Source organism: Citricoccus sp. (genome assembly GCF_032154715.1).
Classification (GTDB): domain Bacteria; phylum Actinomycetota; class Actinomycetes; order Actinomycetales; family Micrococcaceae; genus Citricoccus.
On the sequence record NZ_JALDXU010000007.1, the window covers coordinates 15,498 to 32,617 of the forward strand.

At 66.1% G+C, this 17,120-nt stretch carries 14 protein-coding genes; 3 read left to right on the forward strand and 11 right to left on the reverse strand.

Features of this window, described 5'->3' with window-relative positions:
• Positions 1–310: 310 nt before the first annotated feature.
• The 3 genes from RUH65_RS02365 to RUH65_RS02375 form a co-directional block, all read right to left on the reverse strand.
• The gene (locus RUH65_RS02365; RefSeq protein ID WP_313815593.1) at positions 311–1,138 is read right to left on the reverse strand and encodes an SOS response-associated peptidase; all 828 of its coding nucleotides are present in this window, start codon (positions 1,136–1,138) and stop codon (positions 311–313) included.
• A gap of 61 nt (positions 1,139–1,199) precedes the next feature.
• Positions 1,200–1,979 (reverse strand): PKD domain-containing protein, encoded by a 780-nt coding sequence (locus tag RUH65_RS02370; protein WP_313815594.1) that lies wholly within the window; start codon positions 1,977–1,979, stop codon positions 1,200–1,202.
• Between the two features lie 246 nt (positions 1,980–2,225).
• Positions 2,226–2,846: a DUF6318 family protein gene (locus RUH65_RS02375; protein WP_313815641.1), complete on the reverse strand. Its 621-nt coding sequence runs from the start codon at positions 2,844–2,846 to the stop codon at positions 2,226–2,228.
• A 459-nt stretch (positions 2,847–3,305) separates the two neighbouring features.
• On the opposite strand from RUH65_RS02375, the gene RUH65_RS02380 reads away from it, so the two are divergent.
• Genes RUH65_RS02380 through RUH65_RS02390 form a run of 3 tightly spaced genes read left to right on the forward strand, consistent with a single transcriptional unit; the run spans position 3,306 to position 5,733 of the window.
• The gene (locus RUH65_RS02380; RefSeq protein WP_313815595.1) at positions 3,306–4,397 is read left to right on the forward strand and encodes an S-(hydroxymethyl)mycothiol dehydrogenase; all 1,092 of its coding nucleotides are present in this window, start codon (positions 3,306–3,308) and stop codon (positions 4,395–4,397) included.
• Entirely contained in the window at positions 4,397–5,044 is a 648-nt protein-coding gene (locus RUH65_RS02385; RefSeq protein WP_313815596.1) for an MBL fold metallo-hydrolase, read from the forward strand. Before RUH65_RS02380 ends, RUH65_RS02385 begins: the two co-directional genes overlap by 1 nt.
• Before the next feature lie 56 nt (positions 5,045–5,100).
• Positions 5,101–5,733 (forward strand): uridine kinase, encoded by a 633-nt coding sequence (locus tag RUH65_RS02390; protein WP_313815597.1) that lies wholly within the window; start codon positions 5,101–5,103, stop codon positions 5,731–5,733.
• Between the two features lie 93 nt (positions 5,734–5,826).
• Here RUH65_RS02390 and RUH65_RS02395 read toward each other — a convergent pair whose 3' ends face one another.
• From RUH65_RS02395 to RUH65_RS02430, 8 genes are all read right to left on the reverse strand, one after another.
• On the reverse strand, positions 5,827–6,618 hold the full coding sequence (locus tag RUH65_RS02395) for a lipoyl protein ligase domain-containing protein (protein WP_313815598.1): 792 nt from the start codon (positions 6,616–6,618) through the stop codon (positions 5,827–5,829).
• Positions 6,611–7,477, reverse strand: a complete 867-nt coding sequence (locus RUH65_RS02400) for a thioesterase family protein (RefSeq protein ID WP_313815599.1) — start codon at positions 7,475–7,477, stop codon at positions 6,611–6,613. The genes RUH65_RS02395 and RUH65_RS02400 overlap by 8 nt, the downstream gene beginning before the upstream one ends.
• Before the next feature lie 120 nt (positions 7,478–7,597).
• A complete protein-coding gene (locus RUH65_RS02405; protein ID WP_313815600.1) occupies positions 7,598–10,654 on the reverse strand; it encodes an S-layer homology domain-containing protein in 3,057 nt (1,018 codons plus the stop codon).
• Between the two features lie 265 nt (positions 10,655–10,919).
• On the reverse strand, positions 10,920–11,894 hold the full coding sequence (gene nrdF, locus RUH65_RS02410; protein WP_313815642.1) for a class 1b ribonucleoside-diphosphate reductase subunit beta: 975 nt from the start codon (positions 11,892–11,894) through the stop codon (positions 10,920–10,922).
• A 134-nt stretch (positions 11,895–12,028) separates the two neighbouring features.
• A complete protein-coding gene (nrdE, locus tag RUH65_RS02415) occupies positions 12,029–14,197 on the reverse strand; it encodes a class 1b ribonucleoside-diphosphate reductase subunit alpha (protein WP_313815601.1) in 2,169 nt (722 codons plus the stop codon).
• The gene (nrdI, locus tag RUH65_RS02420; protein ID WP_313815602.1) at positions 14,194–14,664 is read right to left on the reverse strand and encodes a class Ib ribonucleoside-diphosphate reductase assembly flavoprotein NrdI; all 471 of its coding nucleotides are present in this window, start codon (positions 14,662–14,664) and stop codon (positions 14,194–14,196) included. The genes nrdE and nrdI overlap by 4 nt, the downstream gene beginning before the upstream one ends.
• A gap of 16 nt (positions 14,665–14,680) precedes the next feature.
• Entirely contained in the window at positions 14,681–14,926 is a 246-nt protein-coding gene (nrdH, locus tag RUH65_RS02425; RefSeq protein WP_313815603.1) for a glutaredoxin-like protein NrdH, read from the reverse strand.
• A gap of 539 nt (positions 14,927–15,465) precedes the next feature.
• Positions 15,466–17,079, reverse strand: coding sequence for an NAD(P)/FAD-dependent oxidoreductase (locus tag RUH65_RS02430; RefSeq protein ID WP_313815604.1), 1,614 nt, complete (start codon positions 17,077–17,079; stop codon positions 15,466–15,468).
• Between the last annotated feature and the right edge of the window lie 41 nt (positions 17,080–17,120).

The window sequence follows — 17,120 nt, forward strand, 5'->3', positions numbered from 1 at the left end:
CCTCCGGCACGTAGCCGGCGGGTTCGTCCGGGAGCAGCCCGGGCCGGCGTCGTGCCCTGCCGTCTGGGAAGGAACGGCGGGCCCGAAACCGGGGCTGTCCGGTGGGGCGGTGGGAAGTGAAACGGCCGATGGGAAGACCCGGCCGCACCCCACCATGGTATTCGAACACGTGTTCTAACACCAAGAAGCAGGCTAGGGCAGGGTCCGGACACGATAGGGACCCGGGACAGGAACGGTGCACGAATCCGGGGCTGACGTGCGCCGCATGGATGTGGAACAGAGGCTGGCGACAGCCGGAGCACTCAGGCCGTCAGAGGAGGGATTCCAAGGGCTCGATGAGCTCCGGACCGTTGTTGCGGACGTTGCCGACAGCAGGGCCCACCTCCTCCAGAGTCCAGGCGGACGCGGTCCGATAGGCCTGGTCCCGCACCTGAGCCACCAGAGCCTCGGCCGCCTCCGCGGACTGAAGCTTCACGGGATCCAGCCAGGCGTTCAGGGTGTCCCGGTCCAGGGGCAGCGGAAGCCGGTCGTGCAGTCCACTGAGCTGCTCGAGCGTGCCGAGCCCCGCCTGGTTCACACCGTCCCTGCGGGCTGATTCGAGGTCGGAGGCATCGGGCGAGGGTCCCGTGAGGATGGTGCAACTCAGCAGCCACCGCCCCGGGGCGCCCTCCGGCACGGATTCGTCTTTCCACCACTCATAGAGTCCCGCGAAGTAGGTCGGCGAGCCGTCTGCGGCATGGACGTAGAAGGGACGTTTCTTGGCAGACTTAGGCGCGCCCGCGTCCGGCTTGAGCCATTCATAGTAACCGTCCACGGGAACGGCACAGCGACGGGCCTTCACCGCGGAGCGGAACGTCGGCTTCTCCGTGACGGATTCAGACCGCGCATTGAACGCCCTCGAACCGACGGACAGGTCCTTGGCCCACGGCGGGACCAGGCCCCACCGGGCCACGTGGATCTCCCGGCGTGTCCCGGTCTCAGGGCCCGACGTCGGCACGGCACGTTCCAGCACCACGGCCACGTCATCGGTGGGAGCCACATTCCAGTTCGGCGGTAACGTCAATTCCTCGTCGAGGTCCGCCCCCGAATCCGCCACCAGGTCACCGATGGCCCTGGCCATCACATACCGTCCGCACATGGTTTCAGTCTGCCGCAATCCCGCATCGGACGGTCAACCGCTGGAGATCAGTCTTCAATGGTCAATCTTCGACGAAGGGGCTGCCGCAGGCCCAGCCTTCCGGGTTCTCATGGCAGTCGTCGGCGACGTTCTTGGACGTGGAGCGCCAGATGTCCGCGGTGACCGGTTCGCTCGGGATCTCAGCGGTGCCCGGGATCGCGATCCACGGACCATCATTGACGGAGAACTGGCCCCGGTAGGACGTCGTCAGCCCCACCGGGTATTGACCGGTTTCCTCGTAGACGTGGCTGGTGGTGGTCTCCTGGTTGAACTCCACCTGCGGCCCACCCGGATATGGATTCGCCAGCTTCTCCGAGCCGTCCCCATAGTCCCAGGTCCACTGCACCGGCACCGCCTGAATCGCCACCTGCTGACCCAGCATCGTGGTGTTCAACGTCTGGTCTTCCTCGGTCGCGAAGAAGTTTGTATTGCCACGGATCAGTCCAAAGCCACCGGAGTCAGACTCAATCTTCGAGGGGGCGATGTTCAGGCTCCGGAAATCAGCCAATGTCACCACCGGCATCGGCGGAGCATCCGGAGTCCCGGAAGCGGGATCCGATACCACCGGCTCCGAAGGATCAGAACAAAACTGCTGCCCCACCCTTTCGAGAGCCTCAAAATCGTTGGCCGGGTACTGGGCCCTGACCATCCACTGACTGCCGGGCTCCGCGCAGGCGGCTTGCTCAGCTTCCATGCAGTCCAACATTGCAACGCCATCGATGTCCGTGCAGTAGAGCTGAGTGATTGTAATGATGCGATCAGGTTCCCCGGCGAAAGTTGACTCAGAGTTCTCTATGTTCACTTCCTCGGTCCCACCGGCAGCTTGCGTAGGGGTCGTTGAGGCTGAATGGGTTGGTGTACTGGTTGTCGAACCGTCAACACCGTAGTCTTGCCCATCCTCCTCAGAATCGAATCCTCCGCAAAAAGGTCCAAAACACTGATCCGAGTAGGATGTCGATGCAGACATTAACGCGAACGATGAGATCGTTAGTGCGGAAATGATAAGTACGAATATGACTCTCCATATCGCTGGGATTTTCATTCACACTCACCCCTGCGCACCGAGGCTCTCCAATCTCCAATTGCCAGTCGATTCGTCAAACAACGCCGAAAAAACCCACGGCCTATTCGTCGATCCATCTCCTGAAGCGGCAGCCTCTCCATCTGGCATGTACATCTGACCAGGAGCTTCTGAAACGAGCATTGCACCCGTTCCGCCAAGGCCTCCATTGTCGATTTTGGTAAACTGAACTTGAACCTCAGCAGGCTCATTCTCGGCCCAGCCGCCAAGTTCATATGCTTCTGACCAACGATTGGACAAGCTCTGACAGAGTTTGCAATCGGCAGTCGATACCTCTTCCATGGGGTCAACCTCTCCAGTCGCCTTGAGGTAGTACTCGGTTTCCCACCAGTATTCGACTGTGGCTTCGAGGCCTTCTTGAGTGGGTTCCCGTGCTGCCTCAGGCAACTCGGGCACCGGCACATTTTTGGCGGGAGAAGTCTCGGTGGCCGGTTCATAAGATCCGGAGGCCGACGCACTCGGCGAAGAACTCGGCGACCCGCTCGAAGAATCATCGGGCGAGGCGGATTCACTCGACACCGACGAAGCACTCGGCGCAGCGGAGGACGACTCCCCGTCTCCCCCACCCCCGGAACACGCGGTCAACATCAGCCCCAGTGCGGCCACACCGGCCGCCGCAGAATGACGCCAGGAGTGCACCCTCAGTCGCGGCGCCGACGCGCACTTTGCCAGTCGAACAGGACGATTCACCGGATCGGTCACGCAGACCCCTCCCTCAGGGCCACAGGGCCACCGACCACGAACCCGGAAACCACATTGCACTTAAATTCCCAGACGAGGCAGTACGCCGTCCCCACGGCTTGCCAACACGAATCAACATTCATCAACATCGCAGCCGGACCGATCCCGCACATCCAGCACTGCCCCACAGTCTAGACAGACCTCCATGAACCACGTCACAGATATCCACAACGCAAATCCGAGGGTCATCCGATACGTCTCACAGGGAACGTGCCGCCCAGGCCGCGTCAGATGTGATGGGATGGATCCGAAACCACCCACGAGTCGGAGCCCTGCCCCACCCCGGGCCCCGGAAGGAGCAGCACCGTGCCCCAGAAGGTCCAGGCGGTCGTCGCCACGGCGAAGGACGCCCCCGTCAGCATCGAGACCATCGTCATTCCGGATCCGGGTCCGGGTGAAGCCGTCGTCGACATCCTCACCTGCGGCGTGTGCCACACCGACCTGCACTACGTCCAGGGTGGCATCGGTGACAATTACCCCTACCTGCTCGGCCACGAGGCCACCGGTGTCGTCTCCCAGATCGGCGAGGGCGTCACGGACGTGGCCGTCGGTGACAAGGTCATCCTGAACTGGCGGGCCGTCTGCGGAGAATGCCGCGCCTGCAAGAAGGGCCAGCAGCAGTACTGCTTCAACACCCACAACGCCACCCAGAAGATGACCTTGGAGGACGGCACGGAACTGGATCCGGCCCTGGGCATCGGTGCCTTCGCCGAGAAGACCCTGGTCGCGGCCGGCCAGTGCACCAAGGTCGAGGGCGTCTCCGATGAGCAGAACGCCGCTGCCGGGCTGCTCGGATGCGGCATCATGGCCGGCATCGGCGCCGCCATCAACACCGGCGAGGCCAAGCGTGGCGAGTCCGTGGCCGTGATCGGCTGTGGCGGTGTCGGCACGGCCGCCATTGCCGGCGCCAAGCTGGCCGGGGCCACCACCATCATCGCCGTGGACCTCGATCAGCGGAAGCTGGACAAGGCGGTCGAGCTGGGAGCCACCCACACGGTCAACTCGAAGGAGAAGGACGCGGTCGAGGCCATCCAGGCCCTCACCGGAGGCTTCGGTGCCGATCTCGTCATCGACGCCGTCGGCCGCCCCGAGACCTACAAGCAGGCCTTCTACGCCCGTGACCTGGCCGGCCGCGTCGTCCTCGTCGGGGTCCCGACGCCGGAGATGCAGCTGGAACTGCCCCTCGCCGACGTCTTCGGCCGCGGTGGGTCGCTGAAGTCCTCCTGGTACGGCGACTGCCTGCCCTCCCGTGACTTCCAGATGCTGATCGACCAGTACAACCTGGGCCGCCTCGACCTGGACGCCTTCGTTACCGAGACCATCGGCCTCGGTGACATCGAGGCAGCCTTCGCCAAGATGCACTCCGGCGATGTCCTCCGCTCGGTGGTGGTGCTCTGATGGCTCGCATCAACAAGATCGTCACCTCCGGCACCTTCTCCCTGGACGGCGGCACCTGGGAGGTGGACAACAACGTGTGGATCGTCGGAGACGACGAGACCTGCGTGGTCATCGATCCCGCCCACGACGCCCTCGAGGTGCAGAAGGCCGTCAACGGGCGCCAGGTCCTGGCCATCCTGCTGACCCACGGACACGACGACCACATCCGCGCCGTCCAGATGTTCCGCTCCCTCGTGGACGCCCCCGTGCTGATGCACGAGGCCGACCGGATGCTGTGGGACACCGTCTATCCTGACCAGGCCCCTGACGGCACCATCGCTGACGGCGAGACATTCACCGTGGCCGGCATCCAGCTCACCGCGTTGCACACCCCGGGGCATTCCCCCGGTTCGGTCTGCTTCCATTCCCCGGAACTGGTCAGCGAGTCCGGAACCCAGGGCGTCGTCTTCTCCGGCGACACCCTCTTCCAGGGCGGACCAGGTGCCACCGGGCGGTCCTTCTCGGACTTCGGTACCATCGTGGAGTCGATCAAGAACCGGCTGCTGACGCTGCCGGACGAGACCACCGTCAACACCGGCCACGGTGACTCCACCACGATCGGCGCCGAAGCCCCGCACCTGCAGGAGTGGATCGACCGCGGTCACTAACCGCAGGGCCGGTTTCCCTTCAGGCGCCGCCAGTCTCTGACGGGAACACCGACTCTGTGAGTACCGCATCATCCGAACACCATTCCGGAGGCCTCGTCCTGTTGGGCGGGGCCTCCGGTTCGGGGAAGTCCTATCTGGCCCACACCTACGGCCGTCCACACCTGCTGCTGGACTCCTTCTACCGGGAGATCTCCGAGGACCACCAGGCGGACCCGGAGGGAGATCCAGAGCGGGCTCTCCCCCGCACCGCCTACGGTGAGATCGATTGGGACCACCCGCTGACGTGGAACGCCCGCGCGGCCGTCGACGCGATCATCGAGCTCACGGAGACCGGCCGCACCCGCGTTCCCGACTACTCCATCACCACGTCATCCGTCACCGGCTACGTGGACCTCGAGCTGGCCGGAGGGCCCATCGTGGCGGAGGGCATCTTCGCCGCAGAGCTTCCCCGCATCCTCACGCGACTCGGAGTCGACTTCCAGGCCTGGTACATCGACCAACATCGGCTCACGACGGCGGCCCGCCGGTTGGCGCGCGACCTCGCCGAACGCCGGAAGCCGGTTCCCTTCCTCATCCGGCGGGGATGGTCCCTCCTCCGCAAGGAACGGGAGATTCGTGACCACTACCTGGACGCCGGCTTCACCCCGGTGCCGAAGCGCGAGCTTCATCGGCGTCTCGCCGCACGCTGACGGCGCCGCGCTCACGCCGCTGGACCACAACAGTGGCCCACAGCGTTGGCCCACTGAGGCAGACCAGATGAACCAGGCGAACCACCAGGCACACTACTGAGGCGGAACCGCCTGGAGCAGGTCGGCCCATGGCCGGTCTTCGACGGGCCGGTAGGCCGCACGCAGTCCAGCGGCGAACGTCTCCACGTCCACTCCCGGCGCGGCATCGGTAGCTGCTCCCGCCGTCGCCGGATCCCAGTCCAGGCCGAGGGCCTCGTAGACGTCCACGAGCACGTCCCGGATCGGGGCAGGGTCCTCCACCACGACCGATGACGAGAACAACCAGGCCCCCTTGACGACCCGTTGCGCCGTGCCTGCCAGCTTCACCGGTCCACGCGCGGCCCCGCCCGGCCCGGGCGGCAGCGGCGTGTGCACCGAGTACTCGCCCGGGCAGTACTCCCCCGGGATCTCCCCGACGGCGGCCGGAACCCCAGCGTTCCTGAACACCTGGGCGAACATCTCGCCGAACCCGGCGAAGCGGTCCTGGAACCCCTGCATCGCGTCCTGGTCACGCTGGATGTGGTCCACCACCACACTGCCGGCGTGATAGGCCGCGGCCCGGCCCCCCGCGCGTCGGACCACGGGCGCGAAACCGTGTGCACGGCACGCCTGCTGCGCCCGAGCAAATCCGGGCAGCCGGGCGTCCCGCTGGCCGAAGGCCACGGTGGGGGCCGGTCGGTAGAGGCGGACCATCGGGGAGGTGATCACCCCGTTCTGGGCGGCGCGGAGCAGGGTGATCCCATAGTCGAGATCCTCGGCCGGACCCAGTGACGACCCTTGCCGGGTCCACTGCAGCACGACCGATGGGGCCGCGTGCCGAGCCAGCGGTTGGACCACCTCAAGCATCGAGGGAGGGGACCTTCCGCACCGTCTGGATCTGCTCGGATCGCCCGAACGGGCCCCGTTCGTCGTGGAGGACGGAGGAGGTCAGCCCGATCCCGTCCGAGCCCATGTTCGAGGTGGTCGCATAGCCCAGCCAAGGACCCACGGGATCCCTGTAGAGGTGGATCTGCAGGTCGACGTTCGGAAAGCCGTAGCCGCCTGGACCGGCGTCCACTACGGGGGCCACCCCGTTGGAGGTGTCCGCCATCCCCATCAGCCGGACGAGATCACTGGTCGGCTCCCCCGCAATCATGTCCACCGCCGTGGTGGACCAGCAGCGCCCGTGCCCCGGGGCATGATCCGGGGCCACCCGCATCTCCAGCGACTTGATGTAGCCGCCGGGCCACCGTTGTTCCATCGCCGGGAACGGCCGGCTCTGGTGCACGGGAGTGAGGGCGGAGTCGTTCGTGACGGCCACCTCGGCCGTGTCCGAGGTGACGAGGCGCCAGGCCCGGGCTACCAGGACGGCGCGGCCTTGGGCCTCCAGGGTCGACTCCACCAGTTCGATGGTCCTCCCGGGGCGCACGGTCCGGGTGGCGACCGTCAGGGGGCCGTAGTGCAGTGTCCCGAGGATCTCGAAGGACAACCGGGCCAACCGCAGCTCGGGACGCGGATCGTGGGCCAGGATCTCCGCGGTCATCAGTCCGGAGACCGGGGCCATGTGGAGCTCGTCATCACGCCACGTGCCCTGGGCATGGACCAGCGAGTCGAACTCGGAGGTGCGTACTCCGTCCGCCACTCTGGGAGGCGAGGTCCGCTGGAAGTTGGCGCCGACGTCGTGCTCCTCGAGGCCGGAACCGCCGGCCACGGTGGTGGAAGTCATGTCCTCCATCCTGCCAGAACCGTGCTGAGGTGCCCGGATGGATCACACCAGCCCGCACCAGAGCACAGGGGGGGCCCCATGCAGGGTGCGACCGTGACGGCCGCGGACGGTCCGTAGCGACTAGCCCTGATCGAACCGGTAGAGGATCCGGGCGACCTCACCGCGGGTGATGGACTGGTGCTGGCGGAAGTTGCCGTCCGTGTAACCGGTGGTGAGTCCGGCGTCCTTCATCCAGGCGATCGCGGCGTGGTGGGTGCTGCCCACGGGCACGTCCTTGAACGACTTGACCTTCGGCGTGGACCACTTCGGCTTGGCCGCCCGGTACAGGAACGACGCGAACTCGCCGCGGGTGACATTGTCATAGACGCCGAAGGCCCCACCGGCCTCACCACGTGCGACGTTCGCATCCTTGGCCCAACTGATGGCGCCGTAGAAGCTGTTGCTCTTCACCACGTCCTTGAACGGCTGCTTCGCTGCGGGGGTGTGCTTCGGCTCCATGTAGCGGTACAGGAAGGCGACCGATTCGCCGCGACTGATGCTGCGGCCCATCCTGTACGTGTTGTCCCCCGCATAGCCGGTCGACACCCCGCTCCACTTCATCCAGTCCACCGCCTGGAAGGCCGCGTCATCGGTGTCGATGTCGGAGAAGGTGGCTTCGCACCGGCTGGCCGTCGTGGCCAGGTCCCGTGTCTGCCCCGAACGGGTGAGTGCTACCGAGGTGTACGTCACCGTGGCGTTGTTCTCCAGCTCGAGCCGGATATTGGAGCCCTGGCCCACGGTGACGGCGCAGACGGTCGGGCCGCCGGCCCTGATCTGTAGGCGGCCGGCTCTCTTGCCACCGCGTTCCACGCGGATGTTGGCCGTCCCCGACGACACCTGGGCCGTGACGACGACCCGGTTCGCCTGGCCGGCGTTCTCGATCCGGATGGCCTCGCCGGTGGCGTTGGCCTGGACGCCTCCGGAGGTCCGCGTCGTGCCGTTGCCGTAGAAGATGTCACTGTCGGACCAGCTCAGGGGCGCGGTGTGCTGCCCGAGGTACCGCTGGGGACCGGCGACTCCGCCGCGGAGGGCACGGACGGCGTACTGGGCCGTCTCACCGGGGGTGTTGGACAGCAGCGTGTTCGTGCCGGTCATGGTCTTGCCGGCGATCCACGCCTGACTGGAGACGGCTCCGCCACCCTGCGGTACAGCGCGATACATGATCTGGTACTGATCCGCTCCGGAGACCGCGTTCCAGTACGCGGTGGCCTGCGTCCCCGGGCTGCTCAACCGGTAGTGGTTGGACGGCAAGGACGGAGTGCCGGGCTTCTGATTGGCCCCGGCGGCGGCCACCAGGCGGTCCACGTTCTTGCGGATGGTCGGCAACTGGGCATCCAGGTACCGCCCCGGGCAGGCCGTGGAGTTGGTGACCTTGTGCCCCAGGATCGTGGGGACGGTCACCCTGGTGCCGTCACTCCACCGGGCGGTGCCCTTGCCCCGCTGGGTCAACGTGACTGTGGACGACGGGTCCACGTCATACCGGTAGGCCTGCCAGGCGAGCACCTTCTCGATGGCCCGCACCATGGGAGCCGGGGCCGAGGCAACGTCGTAGTTGCCCATGGCGGAGATGCCGATCGTGTCCGTGTTGAACCCACCGGCCTGAGCGCCCTGGACGGGTTTCTCGATCGATCCGCGGCGACCCTGGAAGATGTTGCCGTACTTGTCCACCAGGAATTGGTAGCCGATGTCGCCCCACGCCAGGCTGCGGGCATGGTAACTGTAGATGCCGCGGATCTGGGCGTAAGCACCGGACTCGGTGTAGTTGTTCGAACCGGCCGTGTGGTGCACATACATGGCCTGGAGGTCCGTGGACGGCGTGCCCCAGTCGTTGACCCAGGACTCGTTGGCACCCCACTGCGCGCGGGTGATGACCTTCGGCTTGATCGCATCGGCCGAGGTGTTGGCTGTGGCGGTGGCCTGCGCGGTCCCGGTGATCAGTCCCTGCTGGTGATGAACGGCGGGAGTGAAGGCTGCGCCGCTGCCCGTGCCGAGGGCGGCGGCCGGTACGGCCGCTGCACTCTGGGCGGACGATGCGGACTCCTGACTGGCCAGGCCGGCCTGCTGCTCGATCTCCGCCAGGTCGCCCGAGGCGGAGGAGGCTGCCTCCAGCTTGCCGTCGGTCTCGGCCGTGCCCGGGTCGATGAGCTCGAGCTCCAGACCGGCCGGAACCTCGCCGTCCGCAGTGGTCACCCTGGCCTGGATGGCATCTCCACCGCTGGAGATCAACGGCTCGGTGCCCACGCGGTCCGCATGGGGCGCCTCATCGCCGTCGTGGATCTCCATGCTGTTCCAGTCGGTCCACTCCCCGGCCTCACGCACGCGCAGGGACACGTCCGTGACCGGGTCCGCCTCCGTGATGTCCCACGTCACGCCCGCCACGATGAAGTCCATGGTCTCCACCGGCCGGGTCAGGGCAGCGATGCGCTCCACCTCGACGTCCTGCGTGGACGAGAGGGCGACGTCGAAGACCGAGTCGGTCAGCTCCTCGGCCTCGGGGGCGGCTGGAGCGTTGGCGGCGGTGTCAGTGGCAGCCGCGGTGCCCTCAGCCTTGGCTCGCAGGTCCCGGATCACGACGTCGGAGGGCCGGGACTCGCTGTCCGTGGACTTCGGTGCGGTGCCGGACGCGGGGGCCGACGCGGCCGAGAGCGTCGAGGACATCAGCGCGACCTCGGGCTCGGTGGCCTCGGACCCAGCGGCCGCGGACTCGGTGGCGGCCTCACTGGCCGCGGGTGTCGAGGACGCCGACGGCTCCGCGATGTCAGGGGTGACCGTGCTCGAGGGAACCGGCGTGCTGTCAGGTGCCTGCGTGCTCTCAGGACTCCGTGTGTCAGGGGCTTCCGTCACGTCAGGTCCCGGTGCCACCTCAGGGGTGTCCGGCACCTCGGGGAGCGCCTCAGCGTCGATGCCACCGAGGGCAATGGACTGCTCCCCGGCACCCTCGATCTCGGAGGCCACCTCACCTGACTCGACGGCCGGGTCAACGGCACTCTCGCCGGTGGCGGTGGCCACCGACGGCGCGGCAGTGGTGTCCGGCACGACCGGCATGGCCGTGGCCGGGAGGACGGTGGTGGCGGTGAGCGTGAGAGCCAGGGCGGTGGCGGCGCCGGCCTTCAGGACAGGATGGAGCGTCCGGGACATATCAGTTTTTCCCTCAAGTGGTGCAGAGCGGTGACGTGGACGTGGGATTTCCCCTCCACGCCACAGCTAGGTTATCAAGCGTTTATTGACTTGTAATCACTTTTGTCCCTTTGGTCTCAGCTTTCACACAGAGTTCACGCGACGGTTGGCGCTGATGACAGACCAAGCCAAGACAAGACAAAGGGACACCGGGTCAGCCTCAAGGGCAGACCCGGTGTCCCTATGCGCGCCGTCAGCGGACGGCTGTCAGAGCTCGCCGTCGTGCTTAGAAGTCCCAGTCATCGTCTTCCGTGGTTTCGGCCTTGCCGATCACGTAGGAGGAGCCGGAGCCGGAGAAGAAGTCGTGGTTCTCATCCGCATTCGGGGACAGCGCCGAGAGGATGGCCGGATTCACGTCGGTGACGGCTGCGGGGAACATCCCCTCGTAGCCGAGGTTCATCAGGGCCTTGTTGGCGTTGTAGTTCAGGAACTTCTTGACGTCCTCGGCCAGACCGACGGAGTCGTAGAGGTCGTGGGTGTACTGGACCTCGTTCTCGTACAGCTCGAACAGCAGCTCGAAGGTGTAGTCCTTGAGCTCCTGCTGGCGCTCGGCGCTCTCCAGTTCCAAGCCGCGCTGGTACTTGTAGCCGATGTAGTACCCGTGCACGGCCTCGTCGCGGATGATGAGACGGATCAGGTCCGCGGTGTTGGTCAGCTTGGCGCGGGAGGACCAGTACATGGGCAGGTAGAAGCCCGAGTAGAAGAGGAAGGACTCCAGGATGGTGGAGGCCACCTTCTTCTTCAGCGGATCGTCACCGTGGTAGTAGTCCAGGATGATCCGGGCCTTCTTCTGCAGGTTGGCGTTCTCCTGGGACCAACGGAACGCATCGTCGATCTCCTTGGTGTTGGAGAGGGTGGAGAAGATCGAGGAATAGCTCTTGGCGTGCACCGACTCCATGAACGCGATGTTCGTGTAGACGGCCTCCTCGTGGGTGGTCAGCGAGTCCGCGATCAGGGACACGGCACCCACGGTGCCCTGGATGGTGTCCAGCAGGGTCAGACCGGCGAAGACCCGCATGGTGAGGGTCTTCTCGTCCTCGGACAGCGTGGCCCAGGACTGGATGTCGTTGGACAGCGGCACCTTCTCCGGGAGCCAGAAGTTGGAGGTCAGGCGGTTCCAGACCTCCACGTCCTTGTCATCCTGGATGCGGTTCCAGTTGATTGCCTCGACGGTCTCGAGGGTCTTGACAGCGTCGGCCATCATCTCAGGTGTCGTCCTCACTTCAAGGGTGCAGTGCTGTGGGTGGTTCGTGGTGTCTGATCGGGCGGGTCGCCGGGTAGGCGACCCGCCCGGCCAAGGCTAGTGGCCGGCGTCGGGTCCGGAAGCCAGACGGGTCAGAGCATGCAGCTGACGCAGCCCTCGACCTCGGTGCCTTCCAGCGCGAGCTGGCGCAACCGGATGTAGTAGATGGTCTTGATGCCCTTGCGCCAGGCGTAGATCTGGGCCTTGTTCAGGTCACGGGTGGTGGCCGTGTCCTTGAAGAACAGGGTCAGGGACAGGCCCTGGTCCACGTGCTGGGTGGCGGCGGCGTAGGTGTCGATGACCTTCTCATAGCCGATCTCGTACGCGTCGTCGTAGTACTCGAGGTTCTCGTTCGTCAGGTAGGGAGCCGGGTAGTAGACGCGGCCCAGCTTGCCCTCCTTGCGGATCTCGATCTTCGAGGCCACCGGGTGGATCGAGGCGGTCGAGTTGTTGATGTAGGAGATCGAACCGGTCGGCGGCACGGCCTGCAGGTTCTGGTTGAAGATGCCGTGCTCCATGACGGAGGCCTTCAGCTCCCGCCAGTCGGCCTGGGTGGGGATGGACACGTTGGCACCGGAGAACAGCTCAGTGACCCGCGCGGTGGCCGGCTCCCAGACCTGCTCGGTGTACTTGTCGAAGAAGGTCCCGGAGGCGTACGTGGAATCCTCGAAGCCGCCGAACGTCGAGCCGGTCTCCATCGCGATGCGGTTGGAGGACCGCAGGGCGTGGAACAGCACCGTGTAGAAGTAGATGTTCGTGAAGTCGACGCCCTCTTCGGAGCCGTAGTGCACCCGCTCGCGGGCCAGGTAGCCGTGCAGGTTCATCTGGCCCAGGCCGATGGCGTGCGAGGAGTTGTTGCCCTCGACGATGGACGGCACCGAGTTGATCTCCGACATGGTGGACACCGCGGTGAGCGCCCGGATGGCCGTCTCGATGGACTTGCCGAAGTCCGGCGAGTCCATGGTCTTGGCGATGTTCATGGACCCGAGGTTGCAGGAGATGTCCTTGCCCACAGAGGCATAGGTCAGGTCCTCGTTGAACTCCGAGGCCTCGGAGACCTGGAGGATCTCGGAGCACAGGTTGGACATGGTGATCCGGCCCTTGATCGGGTTGGCCTGGTTCACCGTGTCCTCGAACACGATGTACGGGTAGCCGGACTCGAACTGGATCTCGGCGAGGGTCTGGAAGAACTCGCGGGCGTTGATCTTGGTCTTCTTGATCCGCGCGTCGTCGACCATCTCGTAGTACTTCTCCGTCACCGAGATCTCGGTGAACGGCTTGCCGTAGACGCGCTGCACGTCATACGGGCTGAAGAGGTACATGTCCTCGTTCTTCTTGGCCAGCTCGAACGTGATGTCCGGGATGACGACGCCCAGGGACAGGGTCTTGATGCGGACCTTCTCATCCGCGTTCTCCCGCTTGGTGTCCAGGAACCGGTAGATGTCCGGGTGGTGGGCGTGCAGGTACACGGCGCCGGCGCCCTGGCGGGCACCGAGCTGGTTCGCGTAGGAGAAGGAGTCTTCGAGGAGCTTCATCACCGGGATGACGCCGGAGGACTGGTTCTCGATCTGCTTGATCGGGGCACCATGCTCGCGGATGTTGGTGAGGGACAGCGCAACGCCGCCGCCGCGCTTGGACAGCTGCAGGGAGGAGTTGATGCTGCGCGCGATCGACTCCATGTTGTCCTCGATGCGCAGCAGGAAGCAGGAGACGAGTTCGCCGCGCTGGGCCTTGCCGGCATTCAGGAAGGTCGGGGTGGCGGGCTGGAAGCGTCCGCCGACCATCTCCTCCATCAGATCGATGGCGAGCTGCTCATCACCCTGGGCCAGGTGCAGGGCCACCATGCAGACCCGGTCCTCGTAGCGTTCCAGGTAGCGCTTGCCGTCGAAGGTCTTCAGCGCGTAGGACGTGTAGAACTTGAACGCGCCCAGGAAGGTGGGGAAGCGGAACTTCAGCCGGTAGGCGCGGTCCCAGAGACCAGTCCTGAACTCGGCGGAGTACTGCTCCAGCGTCTCGGCCTCGTAGTAGTCGTGCTCCACGAGGTAGGTCAGCTTCTCATTCAGGTCGTGGAAGAAGACGGTGTTGTTGTTAACATGCTGCAGGAAGTACTGGCGGGCTGCGGCGTGGTCAGCCTCGAACTGGATCTTGCCGTCCGCACTGTAGAGGTTCAGCATGGCGTTCAGCTCGTGGTAGCCCAGGTTCTGCCATGCCGCCGGCAGCTCCTTGGCCGACCTGATCATGTCCTGCTCGGTGATTGTCATCCCCAAAACCTTTCCAGTCCTTCGCGCACGGCCGTGACATCCTCCGGCGTGCCCATGAGTTCGAATCTGTACATCAGGGGCACCTCGCACTTGCGCGCCACGATGTCCCCGGCGAGGCAGTAGGCCTCGTAGAAGTTGGTGTTCCCTGCGGCAATGACGCCCCGGATCAGCTCCCGGTTCGACGTGACGTTGAGGAATTTGATGACCTGCTTCGGCACGGCTCCCTTGCCGTCCCCCCCGCCATAGGTCGGCAGGATGAGGACGAAGGGCTCCGTGGCCAGGAGGGTCGGCTCCTTGGTGATGAGCGGCAACCGCGCCACGTCACCGTCCGGCAGCTCCAGTTTGGAGATGAACCGGTGGGTGTAGCCGGAGGCGGAGGAGAAGTAGATCAGGCGTGCGGCCGTCTGTTGTGGGGCCTGGGACCCCACAACACCTGTCGGCCTGCTGTCGCTGACCACGCTCGTCATGGTGACCTCGGGAACCTCAGGCCACCGAGACGGCAGCGGCGGTGGCCAGTTCCTCGATCTTGTCCGGACGGAAGCCGGACCAGTGCTCGGCGCCCGAGATGACGACCGGGGCCTGCATGTAGCCCAAGGACCGAACGCGCTCCAGCGCCTCGGCGTCCTGGGACATGTCCACGGTCTCGTAGGCGATGCCCTTCTTGTCCAGGGCGCGGTAGGTGGCATTGCACTGCACGCATGCCGGCTTGGAGTAAACGGTGACGGTCATGGTGATTCCCCTGTCCTCGGATACCGTGTCCGGGAGGCCGGACCGGCGGGCGTTTCTGCTCTGTGGTCTGTGTTCTTGCGTCAGGGCCGCGAAATCCGTCCAGGGCCTGTTCTACAGGTCCCGATACCGTGGATTCCGGGTCCGCCCGGACCCTCCGGCATGAAAACCTGCGCGGTCCGAACTGCTGATATCAATACTACATCTAGTGGTGACCGTATGGAACAACCACAAGATCCTGTCTTACATGGTTGAGATTAGTTTCCCCCAACTCGTCCACAGGCGGTGTGGATGAACGGACCGTGAACGCACCCGCCCGGAACGCCGGAAATACGCCGATCGACGGTGACGGTCCGGAGAACGTCCACAGGGTGTGGACGACGAGGCCCGGCGTTGTGCACAGATTCTTTTGGTCCCGCACGGCGGCGTGTCGGCACCAGGGTCGGCACCAGGGTCAGGACCAGGGACAAGATCAGGGACCAAAGACGCCGTGATGATCCATGTCCTCGGCGGATCCGGCCTGATCTACCACCCGGTCCACGTCAGGAAGCCGGGTCTGCTCCCGATGCTGCGCCGACGACCTCACTGCCGAACTGCGAGACCGCGTCCCCGATGGACCGGTGCAGGGTGGGGTAGGCCCACGGGATCCGGGCCAGCTCGGCCAGCGGTACCCGGGCGTGGACGGCCACGGTGAGCGCCCCGAGGATCTCCCCGGCGTGGGGGCCCACCACCGCCGCGCCGACGAGCACTCCCCCGCTTGTTTCTCCGGCCCCCTTCGAAGCCTCCGTCTCCTCCGCCTGAGCCACCAGGGTCAGGTGCCCTCGAACCTCGTCGATCCAGCCCCGGCTCGAGGCCCCCAGATCCACCCTCACCACGTGGACCTCCGAGGCATCGCCGCCCTGCTGCTCCACGGCTTTCCGGGCCTCACCCTCAGAGAGCCCGACGGCGGCCACCTCCGGATCCGTGTACGTCACCCGGGGTACGGCATGGCGGGGAAAGGGGCGGGGGTCCGCTGCGGCCAGGAGCTGGTCCGCCACCACCGCCGCCTGGGCCATGGACGTGTGGGTGAAGGGGCCGGCACCGGTCATGTCCCCGATGGCGTACCGGCCTGGCACGGGCTGCCCGCCCTCCGTGCGCGCGCCGTCCAGGACGCGGCACCAGTCATCCACGTCGACGGGGTCCCGCGGCGCCCGGCCGGTGGCCAGCAGCACACGGTCCACCGTCAGCCGGTCCCCCGTGGTCAGCTCCAGGTCCACGGGGCCGGCCGAGGCCGGGATACCGTGGGACGTCTCATAACGGGAGGCCTCCCCGGCCTGCACGTCCCTGATCTCCGTCCGAGTTCGGACGTCGATCCCTTCAGCCCGGAACCGCTCCGCCACCAGCTCGCCGGCCTCCGGGACCTCACCCGAGAGCAGCCGTTCACCGCGCACCATCAGGCTGACGCGGACCCCGAATCCTGCCAGTGCCTGCGCCAGTTCACACCCCACGGGACCACCACCCACGATGGCGAGGGAGGCCGGGAGCGTCTCGGCCGTCACCACGTCCCGGTGGGTCCACGTCACCGCCTCCGGCAGGCCGGGCACCGGGATCCGCACTGATTCCGAGCCGGTGTTCAGGACCACCGCACGGCGAGCCGTCCAGGTCTGGTGCGCGCCGCCGTCGTTCGGGGTGACGGTGACCTCGGTGCCGTCTGGGGCCGGGCCGGCCGCGGGGCCTCCCACGATCTCGGCCCGCCCGTGGACGAATTCCGCTCCGGTGCCGAGCAGCCTCTCCACGGCGACCCGATCGTCCCACTGGTCCGTGGCCTCCTCCCGGATCCGCCGGGCCACCCTCGCCCACGAGGCGTCCGCCCTCCGGGACTCATGCAACATCATCTTGGACGGGATGCAGCCGTAGTACGGGCATTCCCCGCCCACCAGGTGCTCGTCCACGGCCAGCACCGACCAGCCGCCGCGTGCCAACCGTGCGGCGATGTCTTCCCCGCCGGGCCCGAGCCCGATCACGATGGCGTCGACCGTCTTGGATGTCGTGGGAGCGGCGATGGACGCAGAGACCGACGTCGCGGTGGACGTGTCACCCTGGGACCCGGACGTGGGGATCGGCGTGGGGATCGATGACGGGATGGGCGTAGACGCTGGAGTGGAGGGGGAAGCCATGGGACCACCCTTCCATCAGCTCACCCCGGGTGGCGAGGGAC